21 protein-coding genes are annotated in these 16,841 nt (G+C 70.7%); 9 read left to right on the forward strand and 12 right to left on the reverse strand.

All coding sequences use genetic code 11. The features are described from left to right. The first annotated feature begins 84 nt into the window (after positions 1-84). The 4 genes from BM286_RS02040 to BM286_RS02055 all read left to right on the forward strand — a co-directional run bounded on the left by BM286_RS02040 (position 85) and on the right by BM286_RS02055 (position 3,791). Complete coding sequence (locus BM286_RS02040) at positions 85-855, forward strand: alpha/beta fold hydrolase (RefSeq protein ID WP_092919926.1); 771 nt, start codon at positions 85-87, stop codon at positions 853-855. Between the two features lie 90 nt (positions 856-945). Beyond that, positions 946-1,641 carry a DUF2391 domain-containing protein gene (locus BM286_RS02045; RefSeq protein ID WP_092919927.1) on the forward strand — a complete coding sequence of 232 codons (696 nt, stop codon included), beginning with the start codon at positions 946-948 and terminating at the stop codon, positions 1,639-1,641. Between the two features lie 98 nt (positions 1,642-1,739). Beyond that, positions 1,740-2,114, forward strand: coding sequence for an Hsp20/alpha crystallin family protein (locus BM286_RS02050; protein ID WP_092919928.1), 375 nt, complete (start codon positions 1,740-1,742; stop codon positions 2,112-2,114). A 3-nt stretch (positions 2,115-2,117) separates the two neighbouring features. After that, positions 2,118-3,791, forward strand: a complete 1,674-nt coding sequence (locus tag BM286_RS02055; RefSeq protein ID WP_092919929.1) for an ABC1 kinase family protein — start codon at positions 2,118-2,120, stop codon at positions 3,789-3,791. Positions 3,792-3,808: 17 nt separating this feature from the next. On the opposite strand, the gene BM286_RS02060 is transcribed toward BM286_RS02055, so the two are convergent. From BM286_RS02060 to BM286_RS02075, 4 genes are all read right to left on the reverse strand, one after another. Beyond that, positions 3,809-4,636 (reverse strand): FkbM family methyltransferase, encoded by an 828-nt coding sequence (locus BM286_RS02060; RefSeq protein WP_092919930.1) that lies wholly within the window; start codon positions 4,634-4,636, stop codon positions 3,809-3,811. Between the two features lie 7 nt (positions 4,637-4,643). After that, positions 4,644-5,792 (reverse strand): site-2 protease family protein, encoded by a 1,149-nt coding sequence (locus BM286_RS02065; protein ID WP_092919931.1) that lies wholly within the window; start codon positions 5,790-5,792, stop codon positions 4,644-4,646. Positions 5,793-6,003: 211 nt separating this feature from the next. Next, a complete protein-coding gene (locus tag BM286_RS02070) occupies positions 6,004-6,264 on the reverse strand; it encodes a DUF7123 family protein (RefSeq protein WP_092920475.1) in 261 nt (86 codons plus the stop codon). 357 nt (positions 6,265-6,621) lie between these two features. Further along, on the reverse strand, positions 6,622-7,494 hold the full coding sequence (locus BM286_RS02075; protein WP_092919932.1) for a molybdopterin synthase: 873 nt from the start codon (positions 7,492-7,494) through the stop codon (positions 6,622-6,624). Positions 7,495-7,626: 132 nt separating this feature from the next. On the opposite strand from BM286_RS02075, the gene pyrH reads away from it, so the two are divergent. The 4 genes from pyrH to BM286_RS02095 all read left to right on the forward strand — a co-directional run bounded on the left by pyrH (position 7,627) and on the right by BM286_RS02095 (position 11,396). Next, entirely contained in the window at positions 7,627-8,346 is a 720-nt protein-coding gene (gene pyrH / locus BM286_RS02080) for a UMP kinase (RefSeq protein ID WP_092919933.1), read from the forward strand. Further along, positions 8,343-10,124: a lysine--tRNA ligase gene (gene lysS / locus BM286_RS02085; protein WP_092919934.1), complete on the forward strand. Its 1,782-nt coding sequence runs from the start codon at positions 8,343-8,345 to the stop codon at positions 10,122-10,124. The genes pyrH and lysS overlap by 4 nt, the downstream gene beginning before the upstream one ends. Further along, positions 10,125-10,379, forward strand: a complete 255-nt coding sequence (locus BM286_RS02090; RefSeq protein ID WP_092919935.1) for a DUF7573 domain-containing protein — start codon at positions 10,125-10,127, stop codon at positions 10,377-10,379. 105 nt (positions 10,380-10,484) lie between these two features. After that, positions 10,485-11,396: a sensor histidine kinase gene (locus BM286_RS02095; protein ID WP_092919936.1), complete on the forward strand. Its 912-nt coding sequence runs from the start codon at positions 10,485-10,487 to the stop codon at positions 11,394-11,396. Here BM286_RS02095 and BM286_RS15895 read toward each other — a convergent pair. The 4 genes from BM286_RS15895 to BM286_RS02110 form a co-directional block, all read right to left on the reverse strand. After that, positions 11,380-11,514 (reverse strand): hypothetical protein, encoded by a 135-nt coding sequence (locus BM286_RS15895; RefSeq protein ID WP_255510099.1) that lies wholly within the window; start codon positions 11,512-11,514, stop codon positions 11,380-11,382. The genes BM286_RS02095 and BM286_RS15895 overlap by 17 nt on opposite strands. Before the next feature lie 111 nt (positions 11,515-11,625). Further along, positions 11,626-11,925 carry a DUF5808 domain-containing protein gene (locus tag BM286_RS02100; RefSeq protein ID WP_092919937.1) on the reverse strand — a complete coding sequence of 100 codons (300 nt, stop codon included), beginning with the start codon at positions 11,923-11,925 and terminating at the stop codon, positions 11,626-11,628. Between the two features lie 95 nt (positions 11,926-12,020). Then, positions 12,021-13,856, reverse strand: a complete 1,836-nt coding sequence (locus BM286_RS02105) for a bifunctional N(6)-L-threonylcarbamoyladenine synthase/serine/threonine protein kinase (protein ID WP_092919938.1) — start codon at positions 13,854-13,856, stop codon at positions 12,021-12,023. Between the two features lie 9 nt (positions 13,857-13,865). Further along, positions 13,866-14,174 carry a 30S ribosomal protein S24e gene (locus tag BM286_RS02110; RefSeq protein ID WP_092919939.1) on the reverse strand — a complete coding sequence of 103 codons (309 nt, stop codon included), beginning with the start codon at positions 14,172-14,174 and terminating at the stop codon, positions 13,866-13,868. Between the two features lie 149 nt (positions 14,175-14,323). Here BM286_RS02110 and BM286_RS02115 point away from each other — a divergent pair, with 149 nt between their 5' ends. Next, entirely contained in the window at positions 14,324-14,908 is a 585-nt protein-coding gene (locus BM286_RS02115; protein WP_092919940.1) for a hypothetical protein, read from the forward strand. Positions 14,909-14,925: 17 nt separating this feature from the next. On the opposite strand, the gene BM286_RS02120 is transcribed toward BM286_RS02115, so the two are convergent. From BM286_RS02120 to BM286_RS02135, 4 genes are read right to left on the reverse strand one after another with little or no spacing between them, the layout of a single operon-like run. Next, positions 14,926-15,549, reverse strand: a complete 624-nt coding sequence (locus tag BM286_RS02120; protein WP_092919941.1) for a GTP-dependent dephospho-CoA kinase family protein — start codon at positions 15,547-15,549, stop codon at positions 14,926-14,928. Between the two features lie 26 nt (positions 15,550-15,575). After that, positions 15,576-15,773, reverse strand: coding sequence for a transcription elongation factor subunit Spt4 (gene spt4, locus BM286_RS02125; RefSeq protein ID WP_092919942.1), 198 nt, complete (start codon positions 15,771-15,773; stop codon positions 15,576-15,578). Next, positions 15,773-16,348, reverse strand: a complete 576-nt coding sequence (locus BM286_RS02130; RefSeq protein WP_092919943.1) for a DNA-directed RNA polymerase — start codon at positions 16,346-16,348, stop codon at positions 15,773-15,775. The genes spt4 and BM286_RS02130 overlap by 1 nt, the downstream gene beginning before the upstream one ends. Before the next feature lie 21 nt (positions 16,349-16,369). Further along, positions 16,370-16,840, reverse strand: coding sequence for a PIN domain-containing protein (locus BM286_RS02135; protein ID WP_092919944.1), 471 nt, complete (start codon positions 16,838-16,840; stop codon positions 16,370-16,372). Position 16,841 lies beyond the last annotated feature (1 nt).

Below are 16,841 nucleotides of genomic sequence, written 5' to 3' on the forward strand. Positions count from 1 at the left end.
GGTCGGAGTCGCGGCGTCGGTCGGGCCGCCGAGCGCGCGACGGTCCCGCCGCCGTTTATTCCGATCGGCGCCGAACCGTCGGGTATGGAACGGGTCACTCACGACGGCCGCGAGACCGCGTACCGCCGCTTCGACCGCGGCGGCGACGGGCCGACGGTCTGTTTCGTCCACGGCAGCGGCGGCACGAAAGACGTCTGGAAGTCGCAGGCGCGGCTCGCCGACCGGTTCCCGGGCGTCGCGGTCGACCTCTCCGGGCACGGCGCCAGCGACGACGTCGCGACGCCCGCGGGCCCGGAGACCCTCGACGCGTACGCGGACGACGTCGTCGCCGTCGCGGAGGCGACGGACGCGGCCGCCCTCTGCGGGAACTCGCTCGGCGGCGCGGTCGCGTTGCGGATCGCCCTCGAGCACGACCTCGCGCTCGACGGGCTCGTCCTCGCGGGCACGGGCGCGAAGCTCGCGGTGGCCGAGCCGCTCCGCGACGCGCTCGCGACCGACTTCGACCGGGCGGTCTCGCTGCTCCACGAGCCGGACCGGCTGTTCCGCGACGCGCCCGCCGAGTACGTCGAGCTCTCGGCGGCGGCGATGCGCGCGTGCGGGCGGGCGGTCACCGAACGGGACTTCCTGACGTGCCACCGCTTCGACGTGCGCGACCGCCTCGGCGAGGTCCAGGTCCCGGCGCTCGCGGTCGTGGGCGCGCGCGACGGGCTCACCCCGCCGGCGTACCACGAGTACCTCGCGACGGAGATCCCGGCGGGGGAGTGGACCGAGATACCGGACGCTGCCCACCTCGCGATGCTCGAACGCCCGGCCGCGTTCAACGAGGCGCTCGCGGCGTTCCTCGGTCGACTGTAGGCCGCCGCGGCGGCCGGGTCGACCGCCCTCTCCGCGCGCGGCGGCGGTCCCGAAGGTACCCTTTTAGGTCGCTCGCGCGTCGCGGGGGACATGGTCGACAGCGACGAACGGGACCCGAACACGGGTCGGGCGGACAGCTCCGGGGGGCGGACGGAGGCCGCAAGCCCCCCCGCGGAGCCCGACATCGACGACCTGCTCGCGAAGCTCGACGCCCTGCGCGACACCGTCGACGAGGGACACGAGCGCGAGAAGGTCAGACAGACGATCTCGCTCGTCGAGCGGATGCCCGGGACCGGCGCGCTCGCCGAGCGGATCACCAAGTACACCTCCCGGGACCTGGCCGAGTCGTTCGTGGGGGCGGTGCTGTTCGCGCTCCCCCTGCTCGTTGAGGGCGGCGTCTTCGAGATCGCGGCCTGGTTCGCGGCGACGACCGTCGCCGGCGTCCCGGTCCTCCTGATCGCGCACGTCGGGTTCATCTTCCTCGCGACCGCCGGGCTCCTCTACTTCGCTGACTTCCGACAGATCGCGATCAGACACCCGATCTTCGGGGTCATCCCCCGCCGGTACGCCGGCGTGCTCCTCGTCTCGCTGACCACGTCGGCGGCCATGCTGCTGTTCTGGGGCCGGCTCCACGAGGGCGACCCGACCGCGCTCGAACGGTTCGGGCGGATCGCGGTCGTCTGGGCCGCGGCCGCGTTCGGCGCGGGGCTGGGCGACATCCTCCCCGGCGAATCGCAGGGCGAAGACCTCGGGAAGTTCGACCTCGACATCGGCGACGACGACTGATCCGCCGTCGCTGACCGCGGCCGATCGACCGTCTCGCGTCCCCCGACCGGACCCGCCCTTTCCACAGGTTTTTCGCCGCGGCGACCCTACCAACGGTTATGTCAGCCCTACGCGACGCGCTCCGCGATCTCCCGGACGCGGTGTTTGCGGACCTACTCGAGTCCGACGACGGGTACGTCCTCGTCGTCGACCTCCCGGGCGCGACCCCCGAGACGACCGAGGTGCTCGTCGAGGACGGGCGCATCGACATCGAGGGGCGCCGCGAGAAGGCCGTCCCCGACGGGTTCGAGTACGTCCGCGAGGACCGCCCGCTGTTCCTCGACGCGGAACTCCCGATCCCGAACGACGCCGACGGCGCGGGCGCCGACGCCGAGATCGACCGCGGCGTCCTCGAGATCTCGCTGCCCAAGCGCGCGAGCGAAGTCTCCCGGACCATCCCCGTCGACGGCGCGGACGACGAGGGCGACGCCTGACGGGTGGTCACGCTGGTCAACCTTCGCGCCTACTGGCGGTTCGTCGTCGTTCTCCGGCAGTTCTCGCCGCTCATCGTCGCCTACTGGCGTGACAGCCGCCGATACTTCCTGTTCGGCGGGAGCCGCGAGGTCGACGTCGAGACCCAGCGCGAGCGCGCCGCGGTGCTGCTCGACATCCTGCTCACGCTCGGCCCGACGTTCATCAAGCTCGGCCAGATCCTCTCGACGCGCCCCGACATCCTCCCGCCGGCGTACATCGACGTGCTGGAGGGGCTCCAAGACGACGTCCCGCCTGCGCCGTGGGAGGAGTCGAAGGCCGTTCTCGAAGACGAGTTCGGTCCGGTCGACCGGACGTTCGACGACTTCGACCGCGACCCGATAAGCGGCGCGAGCCTCGGCCAAGTGTACACCGCGAAGTACGAGGGCGACCCGGTCGCGGTGAAGGTGCGCCGCCCGGGGATCGAGTCGCTCGTCGAGGCCGACCTCCGGACGATCCGCTGGTCGATCCCGCTGATCAAGCGGTTCACCGGCGCCGGCAGAGCGTTCTCGCTGGAGAACCTCGCCGACGAGTTCGCGAAGACGATCCGCGAGGAGATGGACTACGACCGCGAGCGGACGATGCTCGAGGAGATCCGCGGCAACTTCGCGGACGAGGACCGGATCCGGATCCCGGAGACGTACGAGGCGGTCTCGGGGCCCCGGGTGCTCACCATGGAGTACGTGCCGGGCACGAAGATCAGCGACATCGACGCGCTCGACGAGGCGGGACACGACCGGACCGCGATCGCGGAGACGCTTCAGGAGGTGTACCTCCAGATGATCATCGAGGACGGCGTGTTCCACGCCGACCCGCACCCGGGAAACCTCGCCGTCGCGGACGACGGCACCGTGATCTTCTACGATTTCGGGATGGCGGGCCGAGTGGACCCGTTCATCCAAGAGAAGATCGTCGAGTTCTACGTCGCGGTCGCGCGCCAGGACATCGACGCCATCCTCGACACGCTGATCTCGATGGGAACGCTCTCGCCGGAGGCCGACCGCGAGGTGATGGGCAACGTGATGGAGCTGGCCATCGCCGACGCCAGCGGCGAGGACATCGAGCAGTACCAGGTGAACCAGATCATCGAGCAGGTGGAGTCGACCATCTACGAGTTCCCGCTGCGGCTCCCGCCGAACCTCGCCTTGGTCCTCCGCGTCGCCACCGTCGTCGAGGGGGTCTGCGTCACGCTCGACCCCGAGTTCGACTTCATCTCGACGGCGACCGACTACCTCCGCGAGGAGGGGTACTACGAACAGACCGCCCGCGACCTCGCGGAGGACGCCGGGAGACAGGTCCAGAAGACCACCGAGGCGCTGTTCACGGTTCCACCGAAGGCCGACGAGTTCCTCGACCGCGCCAACCGCGACGACCTGACGGTGAACGTCGTGTTGGAGGACGAGACGAAGGTCTTAGAGAAGCTGGCGATGCGGATCGCCTACTCGGTGCTGCTCGCGGTCGGCGTCCTCTCGGCGACGATCCTCTACTCGTTCGCGAACGACTGGCGGCTCGCGGCGGTCGTCCTCGTTCTGGCCGCGCCGCTCGCTATCGCCCTGTACCGGTCGTTCCGGAAGAAGCGCGGGCTCCGGGCCACGCCGCAGTTCACCCGACAGGGCATGAAACAGCGACGCGACGACTGAGGGCGGCCGCGCGCCGCTCACGCCTCGGGGGGCGCGCTGTCCCGCGGCCGGCAGATCCACACGTCGTCCGCCTCCTCGACCGCGTAGCCCCGCGCGTCCAGCCACTCGCGGAGGTCGGTGGGCCCGGAGTCCGACGCGGTCTCCTCCGGCGAGTCCCCGCCCGCCGCTCCCGCCTCGTGGACCTCCACGACGAGCAGCGGTCGATGGGCCGCGAGCGTTTCCGTCGCGCCCCGGAGCGCCGCGGCCTCGTGCCCCTCGACGTCGACCTTGAACGCGTCCGGCGGCGGGACGGGGTCCACCTCGTCCGACCGCCCGTCGCCGGCTCCCTCGACGAGGTCGTCGAGCCGCCGGACCGGGACGGACTCCGTGCCCGCGACGCTCGCGCCCCACCTCGTCGCTGACTCGCGGTCGAACGCGGAGCACTTCGAGAACGTCGACCGGTAGAACGTCAGCGTCGCGCTCGCGTCCCCGAGGCCGACCCGCCTGAGATCGACCCGGCTGCCGACTCCGTTTCGCTCGGTGTTCCGGGCTAACCGATCCGCGCTCTCGCCGTTCGGTTCGAACGCGATCACTCGCCGGTCGGTGTCGCGCGCAAGCGGGATCGCGTGTTCGCCGGCGTGAGCGCCCGCGTCGAAGATCACCGCGTCGTTCGGAAGCCGGTCGAGCGCGGCCAGCCCGGGGTCGTCGCCGTGGGGGTTCGTCGGCTCGTAGCTCCAGTAGGTCCCCGCGACCGTCCGCTTCGGGGTCGCGACGCCGAGCGCGTACGTCAGGTCCGCGAGCCGGTACAGCGCCCGGAAGCCGAGGCGCTCGACTCGCGCGCGTATTCGGGAGAGGAGTCCGGCCATCGCGGCGTCACGCCCCGACGACCTGGATCGGCACGAGCAGGAAACAGAGCGCCCCGACGGCGAACGTGGCGGCGCCGACCGCGAGCCGAGGGAGCCCCAGCCGCTCCTCGTCGGTCGGATTCGCCGGGCCGTTGTACGCGATCACCGTCGCGAACACGCCCCAGAACGCCCACAGCCCGACCGACTCGTTCAGGCCGAGCCCCCGCCAGAAGTGGAGGTAGGCGGCGATACCGAACAGCGCGCCGGGGACGAGCGCCGCCACCGTCTCCTGTCGCGGCCCGAGCATCGCCCGGACCATGTGGCCGCCGTCGAGCTGGCCGACCGGCAGGAGGTTCAGGAGCGTGAAGAACATCCCGACCCACCCGCCGATCACGACCGGGTGGGCGGTGAGCGCCGAGTCGCCGTAGCTCGTTCGCTCGCCGAGAACCCGGGCGATGAGGTCCAAGAGCGGCGGATTGTTGAAACGGATCATCGTCCCGGACGCGTTCGCCAGTTCCGCGGGCACCCGGATCGGGTCGAGCGAGAGCCCGATCGCGGTCACGACGAGCGTCGCGATCAGTCCCGCGATCGGCCCCGCGGCGCCGATGTCGAAGAGGACCTTCCGCGAGGGCATTCGCCCCCGGATCCGGATCACCGCACCGAGCGTGCCGAACGGGAAGATGAAGGGGATGACGTACGGCAGCGAGACGGGGACGCCGTGGTAGCGCCCGGCGGCGTAGTGGCCGAGCTCGTGGGTCATTAGGACCCCGAGGACGGCGGCGGTGAACGGCCACGCCCGGAGCAGCGCCAGCGGGTTCGACTGGATCTCCGCGAGCGGGACGTAGTACCAGCCGTACGCGCCGACGAACAGCGTCGACAGCACGGTGGCCGCGAACATGGCGACGTTCACCCAGGGGATCCCGTCGCGGCCGCGGTCGAACGGCGTCGCGACGACGACGTGACCGCCGTCGACGACCTCGATGTCGACCTCGTAGCCCGCCTCTCGGAAGTGCGGGGTCAGCTTGCGTAACAGCGTTCGCTCCGGGACGTACGACTCGCCGCGGTACCGCACGCGACCGTCTTCGCGACGGACCTCGTCGATCCGGAAGAACGTCCGGAGCGGCTCCGGACGCGGCGCGCCGTCGCCGGCCGCCGCCGCGTCCTCGTGTTCAGGCATCGTCACGTCGTAACTGGTCGGCGAGTATAAACCCCGCGTCGGCGGGTGCGCGAACCGGAACCGAGAAACGGGGGGACCGGTCATTCGCTCGCCTCGGGCGGCGGACGCGTGTGCGGTCAGAAAGCGCGAGTCGGGGACCGAACCGCGGGATCCGGTGTGGCGGTGCGCGTCGCGGGCGGTGCTGCGAGCGTCGGTCGGCGGAACGGGGCCCTCAGGCGGGCTCGACGCGCCAGGTCGTCGCGCCCGTGTACGACCACTTCTCGACGGTGAGCTCCGTCGCGGAGTCGCGGAGCTTCACCATCAGGGCGCCGATCTCCTTCGGCGAGAGGTCGACGTCCTCCGAGATGAACTTCCCCTTGAAGTACATCTCACCGTCCTGCGCCCGGTCGAGCAGGTACTGCTTCAGCCGCTCTTCCTTGCTGCGGTCGTCGTTCGCGCTCGTGTTCGTGGAGGGATTCGCTGTCGCGCTCATGTACACCCCACGCTTGCTGCCGGAGGATGTTATAAAGGTAACACCGTTGGGCGACGTTCAGGGGGTTTCAGGGCGTTTCACTGATCCTACCGAGCTAAAACGTGTCTGACGGACTCTTTACAACGATTTCAAAACGTCGTAGATATTTTATAATCGAATCTGAGGGCGTTTCTGCCGCCGATAACTCGGTACGCGAGTAACCCGCCCCCGCCGCGCTCGTCGGACGATTAGCGGCAAAATATCCCGATTAACACCGCCTCGGAGCGCCGGCGCGCCCCTCGCGTCGGGCCGTCCGCGGTCGCGATCCGGGTCTCGAATCTCCGCGGCGCACCGACTCGGACTCTCTCCGCGGGCCGTTCAGTCCCGGCGGTGGACCCAGAACGTCTCCGACTCCGTCGCCTCCTTCTTGAATATCGGCACCTCGTCTTTCAGGCGGTCGATCCCGTCCTCGACCGTCCGGAACGCCTCCCGGCGGTGCCCGGCGAGGACGACGACGAACACGATGTCCTCGCCCGCCTCGATCACGCCGGTGCGGTGGTGCATCCGCACGTCGAAGACGCCGTCGCGCCCCGCGAGCTCCTCCGCGATGGCGTCCATCCGCTCCGCGGCGACTCCCTCGTACTTCTCGAACGCGAGGTGCGTCGTCCGGTCGTCGTCCGGGGCGTCGCGGGCGCGCACGCGCCCGGTGAACGTCGCGATCGCACCCGACCGGTCCGCGTCCGCAGACGCCTCGACGCGGTCCACCAGCGTCTCGCGGGTGATCCACGGCTCCGCCGCGTCGAGGTCGACGACGAGGTCGTCGAGGTCGACCGCGTCCGGGTGTTCCGCGGTCGCGAGGACCGTTCCCGGTACGCTTTCGGGATCCGGATCGGCGCCGAGGAGGACCGCCGACACGCGCAGTCGCGACTCCCCGACGGCCAGCAGATAGTCGTGATCCGGCGCGAGTCTGTCGAGCAGGTCGTCGAAGCCGTCGACGCTCCCTCGGCCGCTCCAGTTCCCGTCCGCGTCGAACGCGAGTTCGGTGTCGGCGTCCGGTCGCTGTACGGGGTCGGTGACTCCGCCGTCGACGACCCCGCCGTCGGCGGCCGGGTCGCTCCCGTCCGGCTCGCTCCGAGCCTCCCGGCCCGAACCGCCCTCCCGCTCGACGACGGCGACCCGGCCGTCGAGCCGCGCCGCGAGCCGGCGAGCCAGCTCCGGGGCCCCGTCGCCGACGATCGATATCGGTCGCATACCCGAGGGCGGGGCGCGACGGGCTTAGGCGTTTCCCGGTCGGCCCGTCGTCCCCGATCGGCGTCCCGGCGCCGGCTCGGTCGCGGCCGGGCTTGACAATCCTTAAGACCGCGACAGGGATACTCGTCGGCAATGAGAGTCGTCGTTTCCGTGGGCGGGAGCGTGCTCGCGCCGGACCTCGACCCCGAGCGCGTGGCCGCGTACGCCGAGGCGATCGAACGGCTGGCCGCCGCCGGCTGCGAGGTCGGGGTCGTCGTCGGCGGCGGCGGCGTCGCCCGCGAGTACATCCAGACGGCCCGCGACATCGGGGCCAACGAGGTCGAGCTCGACCGGCTCGGCATCGGGACGACCCGGCTCAACGCCCGGCTCCTGATCGCCGCGCTCGGCGACCACGCGAGCCTCGCGCCCGCGACCGACTACGAGGAGGCGGCGGCCGCCCTCCGCCGCGACGAGGTGGCGGTCATGGGCGGGGTGACGCCGGGACAGACCACCGACGCGGTCGCGGCCGCCTTCGCCGAGTCGGTCGACGCCGACCTGCTCGTCTACGCCACGAGCGCCGACGGCGTGTACGACGCCGACCCCAACGCCGACCCCGACGCGACCCAGTTCGCGTCGCTGTCGCCGGCCGAACTCGTCGAGGTCGTCCTCCCGATGAGCCGCGACGCCGGCGCGTCCGCGCCAGTCGACCTGCTCGCGGCGAAGCTGATCGACCGGGCCGGAATACGCTCGATCGTCCTCGACGGGACCGACCCGACCGCCGTCGTCGACGCCGTGTTGCGCGGCGACCACACGGGGACCGACGTGGTCCCGGTCGACGGCGACGAACCGAGCGACTGGGCGGGGGAGCGATGAGCGCGGACGGCGCGGCCGACGAGCCGACCGAGTCCGGGACTGACGACGCGCCCGCCGCCGACTCCCCGCACATCCTCTCCGAGCAGTCCGCGCTCGGGGATGGACCGACCGGCGGGGGCGAGGGCGCGTCCGACGACCGGGAGGAGGCGGCCGACGGGTCCGCGGAGGCGTTCCACGCCTTCTGGGCGGACGTGGTCGCCGACAAGATCGAGGCGCGCGACCCCGAGGAACCGATCGTGATCAAGGGCGGCGTCTCCCCCTCCGGCGTCGCTCACCTCGGCAACTTCAACGAGATCATGCGCGGCTACTTCGTCGCCGAGGTGCTCCGCGATCGGGGCCGCGAGGTCCGGCAGGTGTTCACTTCCGACGACAAGGATCCCCTGCGGAAGGTGCCGCGGAAGCTGGCGAACGCGGACGGCGAGATCGTCGGGCTCGGCGAGGTCGACGCGGGCGCGCTCGGCCGCAACCTCGGGGTGCCGTACACGTCGATTCCGGACCCGTTCGGGGAGGCGGAGTCGTACGCGGCCCACTTCGCGGGGCTGCTGAAGGCCGACGCCGACCGCCTGAACGTCCCGGTCGAGATGCTCTCGAACACCGACCTGTACGCCGACGGCGCGTTCGACGACGCGGTCCGGACGGTCCTCGGTGACCTCGACCGCGTCCGAGACGTGCTCTCGCCGTATCAGGACAAGGTCGACGACGAGTACGTCCCCTTCAACCCGGTCTGTGAGGCGTGCGGGAAGATTACGGAGACGGTGACGGGGATCGACCTCGAAACCGAGACCGTCGACTACGTCTGTACCGACATGGACGCCGGCGGCAACACCATCGAGGGCTGCGGCCACGAGGGCACCGCGACGTTCCGCGAGGGGAAGCTCCCGTGGCGGCTGGAGTGGCCCGCCCAGTGGGGCGTCCTCGGGGTCGATTTCGAGCCGTTCGGGAAGGACCACGCGGAGGGGTCGTGGCCCTCGGGCGTCGACGTCGCGCGGAACGTCTTCGGCGAGGAGCCGCCCGTGCCGATGGTGTACGAGTGGTTCACGCTCAACGGCGAGGCGTTCTCCTCCTCCGAGGGGAACGTCGTCACGGTGCAGGAGCTGTTAGAGCTGCTCGAGCCCGCGGTGTTGCGCTACTTCTTCGCGCTCCACCCGAAGAAGGCCCGCGACCTCGATATCGAGCGGCTCGACCAGTTGGTCGACCGGTTCGACCGGTTCGAGCGCGCCTACTTCGGCGAGGTCGACGACCCGGACCTCACGGCCTTCGCCGAGCGCGCCTACCCGTTCGTCGTCGGGCGCGCGGACGACCCGCCGACCGAGAAGCCGATCCGGCTCCCGTACACGTTCGCGGCGGTCCTCGGCATGGTCGACGACCCCGACTTCCGCGAGCGGCTCGCCCGCGACGAGGGGCACATCCCCGAGGACGCCTCCCCCGAGGCGGTCGACGCCGCGCTCGCCCGCGTGGACCAGGCTCGAAACTGGGCCGAGCGGACCGAAAACGAGTACGACTACCGCCTTCAGACCGACCTCCCGGCGGTCGAGTTCGACGACGAGGTCGCGGCCGCGCTCGACGACCTCGCGGAGTTCGTCGCCGCGGGCCACGACGGCGAGGCGATTCAGGGGGCGATGTACGAGACCGCCCGCGACCACGACGTCGAGGTGAGCGAGTTCTTCGCGGCGGGCTACCGGCTGTTCTTCGACGACACGCAGGGGCCGCGGCTCGGGGAGTTCCTCGGCGAACTGGAGCGCGACTACGTCGTCGACCGGCTCCGCCGGGAGGCGTAGATGCCGGAGGACCGTTCCCTCGACGACTTCGCCGAGGCGGACGACGCCAGCGGCGAGGCGCCGACGGACGGGTCGGTCGGCGCTGACGGCGATACCACGGAGTCCGGTCCCGACGATTCCGACGAAGTCGAGCCCGCGACCGCCACCTCGACGTGGCACGGCGACGGCGCGGCGTGTGCCGAGTGCGGTCAGCGGGTCGAGCGTCGCTGGCGCGACGGCGACGACTTCGTCTGTGCCGACTGCGCCTCGTGGTGAGTCCGACATCGGCGCTCCAGCGGAGTCCGGCGGTCAAAATTTAAGCCATCGGCCGTCGAGGTGTTCAGCGAGAGGAAAATCCGTCGGATGTTGAGTTAAATATAAATGAAGGATATCTCGGAACACCTCTACGGACGGTCGGCGGCAGCGATCACGGCGGTGTACGTCCTCGTCGGGGCGCTGCTCGCGGTGGGCATCGACTTCGCCGTCGCGTCCGCGGGCGGATCCGCGGCCGTCTGGACCCCGACGCGTCTCGTCAGTGACTGGCTGCTCGTCGCCGGCTCCGGCGGACTGCTTTACGGCGCGGTCACGCACCACCGGAACCGGGCGGAGACCGCTCGACGGGACCTCGAAACCTCTAACCAGCAGCTCCAGGTGTTGAGCCGCGTGTTCCGGCACAACGTCCGCAACGACCTCAACGTGATTCAGGGGTACACCGACCTGCTGTCCGATCGGGTCGACGACGAGCGGAGCCGACAGTGCCTGGAGACGATCCGGGAGACCACCGACGACGTCGTCGCCATCAGCGAGAAACTCCGGGTGATCGAGGACGCGTCGCCCGAGCGTCCGGACGGTCACGTCGACCTCGTCGCCGCGGTCCACGAGGCGATCGGGGTCGTCGACGCCGAGGGCGCCGCGGTCACCGTCGAGACGCCCTCGGAGGCGTGGATCCGTGCGGACGACTCCGTGGAGTTCCCGATCCGCGAGGTGTTCGAGAACGCGGTCACCCACAACGACGGTTCGACCCGCCGCGTGGAGGCGACGATCCGCGAGAACGGAACGACCACCTGTCTGGAGGTCACCGACAACGGACCGGGGATCCCGCCGGACGAGCGCGCGGTGTTACAGGCCGAAGAGGAGACGCCGCTCTCGCACGCGAGCAGCATCGGGCTGTGGCTCGTCAAGTGGATGTGTGAGACGCAGGGCGGCACCGTCCGGTTCGAGACGGACGACGACGGCACCACGGTCCGCCTCCGGTTCGAGTCGGCGGGCCAGCCGGCTAGTCCAACTCGGTGATCGTCACGGCGTACACCGCGCCGCAGTTCCCGCATTCGACGTGGACCCCGCGGCTGGTCTCGCCGCGGGTGAACTCGGAGATCTCCTCCGAACACGAGCACTCGAACTGGACTTCCATTACCGGACGTATGTACTTCTGATATTTAAAAGAAACCGACGAGGAATCACCGCTGAAACTCGGTTCCCGTGCTATCACGGCCCACGGATTCCGGCCCGGTCGCCGGCGCCGTCAGTCGTCGTCGACGATCACTTCGACGGGGCCGTCGTCGTCCTCCGCGGCCTCCTCGTCGGCGTCGCCGGCCGGGGCGCCCCCGGCGGACTGCTGCTGGTAGTAGAGCCCGCCCGCGACCGCGAGGACGATCCACGACCGCCAGTTGGCGAGGTTCAGGGTGTAGCCGATGCCGAACGGCTTCTCGACGAGCATTCCCTTGTCGGGCTGCCAGTACGACGAAAGCAGCCGCCCGAGGCTCGGACGCTCGAAGTTGTACGGAATCCCGAGGATCTCTCCGGACGACGGTTTGTCTGCCATACCCGCTCCTCTGTCCGCCGGCACCATAAATCGTGGCGCAATCGCTCTCCGATTTCGCCGCGGAGCCCGACTGCCGTCGTCGACCGCGACCGTCGTCAGCGATAGCGACCGCGGTCCGCCACGTCTCGAAGCCGGTCGAGGACCTCGCCGTCGCCGGCCGCGTCGTATCCGGCCTCGAACGCCGCTATCAGCGGCTCCGGATCGGTCGCGGTCGCTCGGATCGACCCCTCGAACACGTGGAGGTCCATCGCGTGGTCCTCGACGTGCCCGGTGTGGTAGCCGAGCCCGAAGTCGATGAGGTACGTCTCCGGCGTCGCCTCCGGCCCTCCCACGGACCGCCCCACCTTCTCGCCGCCGGGCGACACCCGCACGTTCCGAGTGGTCGGGTCGCCGTGGACGATCCCGGCGCCGTGAAGCCGTGCGAGGTAGCGGCCGACCGCCTCGATCGGGCGCTCGTCGAGGGCGGCCGCGAGGTCGCGCTCCCCGACGTACCCGAGGGTCAGCGTCGCGTCCGAGAGGTCGACGTCGTACACGAGCGGGGTCGGGACCCCCGCGCGCCGCGCCTCGCTCGTCAGCCGCGCCTCCGCGACGGTCCGGTCGCGCCTGAGCGTCCGGTCCAGTTCCGGGTGTCGGTACGCCTTCTCCACGCGCCGCTTGATCACGCGGCGCTCGTCGCCGGTCCCGGTGACCGTGACGGTCGCCTCCGCGCCGCGTCGGTCCGCCTCCGGGTCGCGCTCGGCACCGTCCGGTTCGCTCCCCCCGCGTTCCCGTGCCACCGACTCGCCCGACCGCCACGTCACCGGCACCTGATCCGGCCGGAAGTCCGGGTCGACCCTCGACTCCGCGATCGGGATCGTGTCTCCGGAAGCGGCCATCTTCGCGCCCAACACGGCGATCATGCCCGCGTTGTCGCGGAGGAAGCGCGGCTCCGGCGCGTGGAATTCGGCGCCGCGTGCCTCGCACATCGCGGCCAGCATCTCGCGGAGCCGGTCGTTCTGCGCGACGCCGCCGCCCAACACGAGTTCGTCGGCGCCCGTCAGCGACAGCGCGCGCTCCGACACCTCCGTGAGCATCGCGAAGACGTGTTCTTGGAGCGAAAAGCAGATCTCCTCGACGGGGACGCCGTCGTCCGCGGCGTCGTTGGCGGCCGAGCTGATTCCGGAAAAGGAGAAGTCCATCCCCTTGACGACGTACGGCAGATCGAGGAGGTCGGCGGCGGCGACCGAGCCGGAATTTCCGTTCCCGTCCCCGTCTCCGACTCTGCTCTCGTCTCCGTCCCCGTCTCTGCTCCTATCCTCGTCCCCGTCTCCGACTCTGCTCCCGTCTCCGTCCCCGTCTCTGCTCCCGTCCCCGCGTCCGCCCGCGGCCGCCGCGAACTCCGCGGCCGCCGCCTCGACCTTCGGTCCGCCGGGGTGGCTCCACCCGACGTGGCGGGTGAACTTATCGAGCGCGTTGCCCACGCCGGCGTCCATCGTCTCACCGAGCACGCGGTATCGACCGTCGTGGTAGCCGAGCAGGTGCGCGTTCGCCCCCGAGGCGTTCAGACACACGGGGTTGTCGAAGCCGGAGCGGTGGCGACCGATCTCTAAGTGCGCCACCATGTGGTTGACGCCGACGAGCGGCACCGACAGCGTCCCGGCGAGCGCCCGCGCCGCTGTCCCGACGATTCGGAGGCAGGGCCCGAGTCCCGGGCCGCGAGAGAAGGCGACCGCGTCGACCGCGTTCGGGCCGTATTCCGCCTCGGCCGCGGTCAACACGTCGTCGACGACTTCGGGGATCGCCTCCGACATGTGTTCGGCGGCCTCTCGCGGGTGAATGCCGCCGCTGTCCGGTTCGTATGGGTCGGATTCGATGAGAACTGCGTCGGTCTCGGCGTCGTACAGCGCGGCGCTCGCGCACCACGCGGTACCCTCGATGCCGAGAACGCGCATCCGGCGGCGTCAGGCCTCTTCGGCGTCCGCGTCGGCCTCGTCGCCGATCTTGTTGCGTTCGAGCATGTGGTCCTGCTCGACGTCCAGCGCGTCGGCGGCCGAGTCGTACACCTTCGCGTAGCCGACCGTCTTGCGCATCCCGAACTTCGTGTCGAGCTCGTGGACGACGACCTCCTCGGAGTCCTTGTCGAGCTTGGCCGCCAGCGAGTCGCGGACCGACAGCCGCGAGGGAGTGGCCTCCTCGTGCGTCGTCTCGAAACGGATGTCCGTTCGGTGCAACATCGGGTTCTCGTCCTCGGAGATGATATCGACGTCCATGGTTCAGTTGGGCGTATATCCCCCCGAAAGCTGTAAAAGGATTTCGAAGCGGGGGTGTCGCCGCCGAACCGTCCGCCGACCGTCGACCGAACGCCCCGTTCGGCGTCAGGGTTTCACTTCTCCGGGCCGTGGGTTGCGTTACCACGTGGATGTCCGACGACCCCCGATTCGACCCGACCGAGCGCTCGGAGTACGAGCTCACCAGGTCGGCCAACGTCATCGTCCCGATGCCGCCGCTCCGAAAGGCTCGGATCTGCGGCGCGCTGGCGCTCCTCGGCTCGCTCGCCGCCCCGGTCGTCGCGACCCTCCCCGCGGCCGTCCGGGAGGCGAACTTCGCGGGGCCGCCGGTCACGACCTCTCTCGGCGTCGCGGCCGTCGCGCTCGCCGGCACCGTCGCGGCCGGCCTCGCCGGCCTCGGGCTCGTCGCGCTCCACCGGCGCCTCGCGCGCGGCCCCGAGCCGACGGACGACGCGGTCTGGTCGTTCCTCGCGATGGAGGACGCGCTCACGGGGGTCGGGTTCGTCACCGGCGGCCTCGGTGTCGGCGTCGGCCTCGCCCTGCTGGCGAGTGGGCACTGGGGCGTCGAGGCGCTCGCCGGGCTCCGGCGCAGCGGCGTCGAGCCGTACCTCTCCGTCTCGACGGTCCCGGTGACGCCGCGGCTGGTGACCGGGGTCGGGCTGGTGGCCGGGCTCGCCGTCCTCGCGGCGACCGTCGTCGCCGTCGACCGCGAGTGACGCCGACCGGCCGTCCCCTACTCCCCGTCGCCGTCGTCGAACCCGTCCGGGTCGACGCCGAGAACGTCGTACGCGGCCGCCGTGTCGCCTGCCAGCCCCTCGAACAGGTCCCGCGCCCGCCGACGGGCCTCGGACGTGACCGCGACCCGGACCATCCCCTCGCCGGGCTGGCCGTAGACGACCGTCGACCCGAGCGGCGCCGCCAGCATCGCCGGCAGCGCCGCCAGGTCCTCCTCGCCGGCCACCTCGATCGTCACCGGCTCGTCCGTCGCGAGCGCCTCGGCGAGCGCGCCGAGCAGCGCCGCCGACAGCGCGGCAGCCGGGTTCCCGACGGGAATGCGCCGCTCCTCCGTGGCCGCGAGCGCGGTCTCGATCTCCTCGCGAACCGCCTCGCGCTCCGTCTTCCCGTCGACCAGCGCGACGTCCGGGACGCGACCGGCCTCCCGGAGGTGGTAGGTGACCACGTCGCCGACCGCGATCAGCTGTGGGGGCCCCTCCTCCGGCGAGCCGTGTCGCTCGCGGGTCTCGTCGACGCCATCTAGAAGGGCGGCGGCGTCCGTCGTCACCGGTCCCAGCGGCTCCTTGAATGCGTCGCGCAGCGATTCGGGCAGCGTGACAAGCGGGTCAGGTGCGTCGGTCATCGGTTCCTCCGGCGTCGCCGCGTGGGTTACCGGACCTTGAGCGCGTACGCGCCCGCCTCGGAGACGTTCATCTCCTCGGCGATCTGGCTGTCCGCGGGCTTGGTGATGATGACGTAGCCCGCCCAGTCCTCCGTCAGCGACGACGACCCGCAGAGCGCGCAGGTCTGGGCGTCCGGGTCGTTGACGTGGTGACACTCGCGACACGCCAGGCGGTCCTCGGCCATCAGTCGGCCTCCTCACCGGTCTGTTCGCGGTGTTTCCGCTGCCCCTCGAGCCAGTCGTGTTTGCCGAGGCCCGGCTGTTTCGCCGTGAGCCCGATCTTCGAGTCGCGCGGGTTGCGCTCGTCGATGCTCTTGGTGACGACGCGGACGCGCACGGCGTCGTCGACGCCGAGCGTCTTGTCCGAGTCCGACGAGGCGAGCTGCTGGTTCGCGCCGTCGAACGTGAGGTACTCGTCGGTGATCTGCGAGACGTGGAGCAGCCCGTCCACCGGGCCGATCCCGACGAAGGCCCCGAACTCCACCGTCTCGACGACGGTGCCGTCCGCGACCTCCTGCATGTCGGGGTCGTAAGTGAGCGCGTCGAACTCCGCCTCGTAGTAGACGCCGGGGCGGTTGTGTAACACCGCGCCATCGCCGATGTCGTGAACCTCGATGACGCTCACGACGCTGCCGACGTCCTCGTCCATCCGTCCTTCCAGCTTGTCTTGAAGCAGCGCTTTCACCCGCTCGTCGGTGACGTCCGCCAGGTGCTTCGGCGGGACCTCGACCGTGTCCTTGAGTCGAACTCGTTTGTACATGTTGTTGGTTGTCCGCGGCCGCTAGGGTTCCGTTATCGCCAGTGTGTTCCGACCCCTTAAACCGATTACTGGTGCGTCCGCGGCCAGCACCCGGTTCGCGAGGGGTCCGTCGACCGTGACGACGGCGTCGACCCGGCCGGCCGCGGCCAGGGCGACGAGCGCGTCGTCGGCGTACGATTCGTTCGTTGCCACCGTCTCCGCCCGCTCCGCGAGGTCCGCGCCCACGCTCGCGGCGGTCGCCGCCGCGCCGTTGCCGCCCTGGAGGCCGTCGAGTTCCGCGATCACCGCCGCCGGAACGACGACTTCGTAGCCCCCGAGGAGCCGATCCAACTCCTCGAACAGTCGGAGATCGGCCTCGACCGGGGCCATCAGGGCGCTCGCGTCGAGCGCGATGACCGGAATTCCCTCGGAGCCGTCTCCCGCGAGGCCCTCGGCGCGCGCGTCGCCCGCGGGGCTCGACTCCGGACGGTCCGCGCGGGCGTCGTCGGCCACG

Origin of the sequence: Halorubrum sodomense (assembly GCF_900111935.1) — an archaeon.
GTDB classification, from domain to species: domain Archaea; phylum Halobacteriota; class Halobacteria; order Halobacteriales; family Haloferacaceae; genus Halorubrum; species Halorubrum sodomense.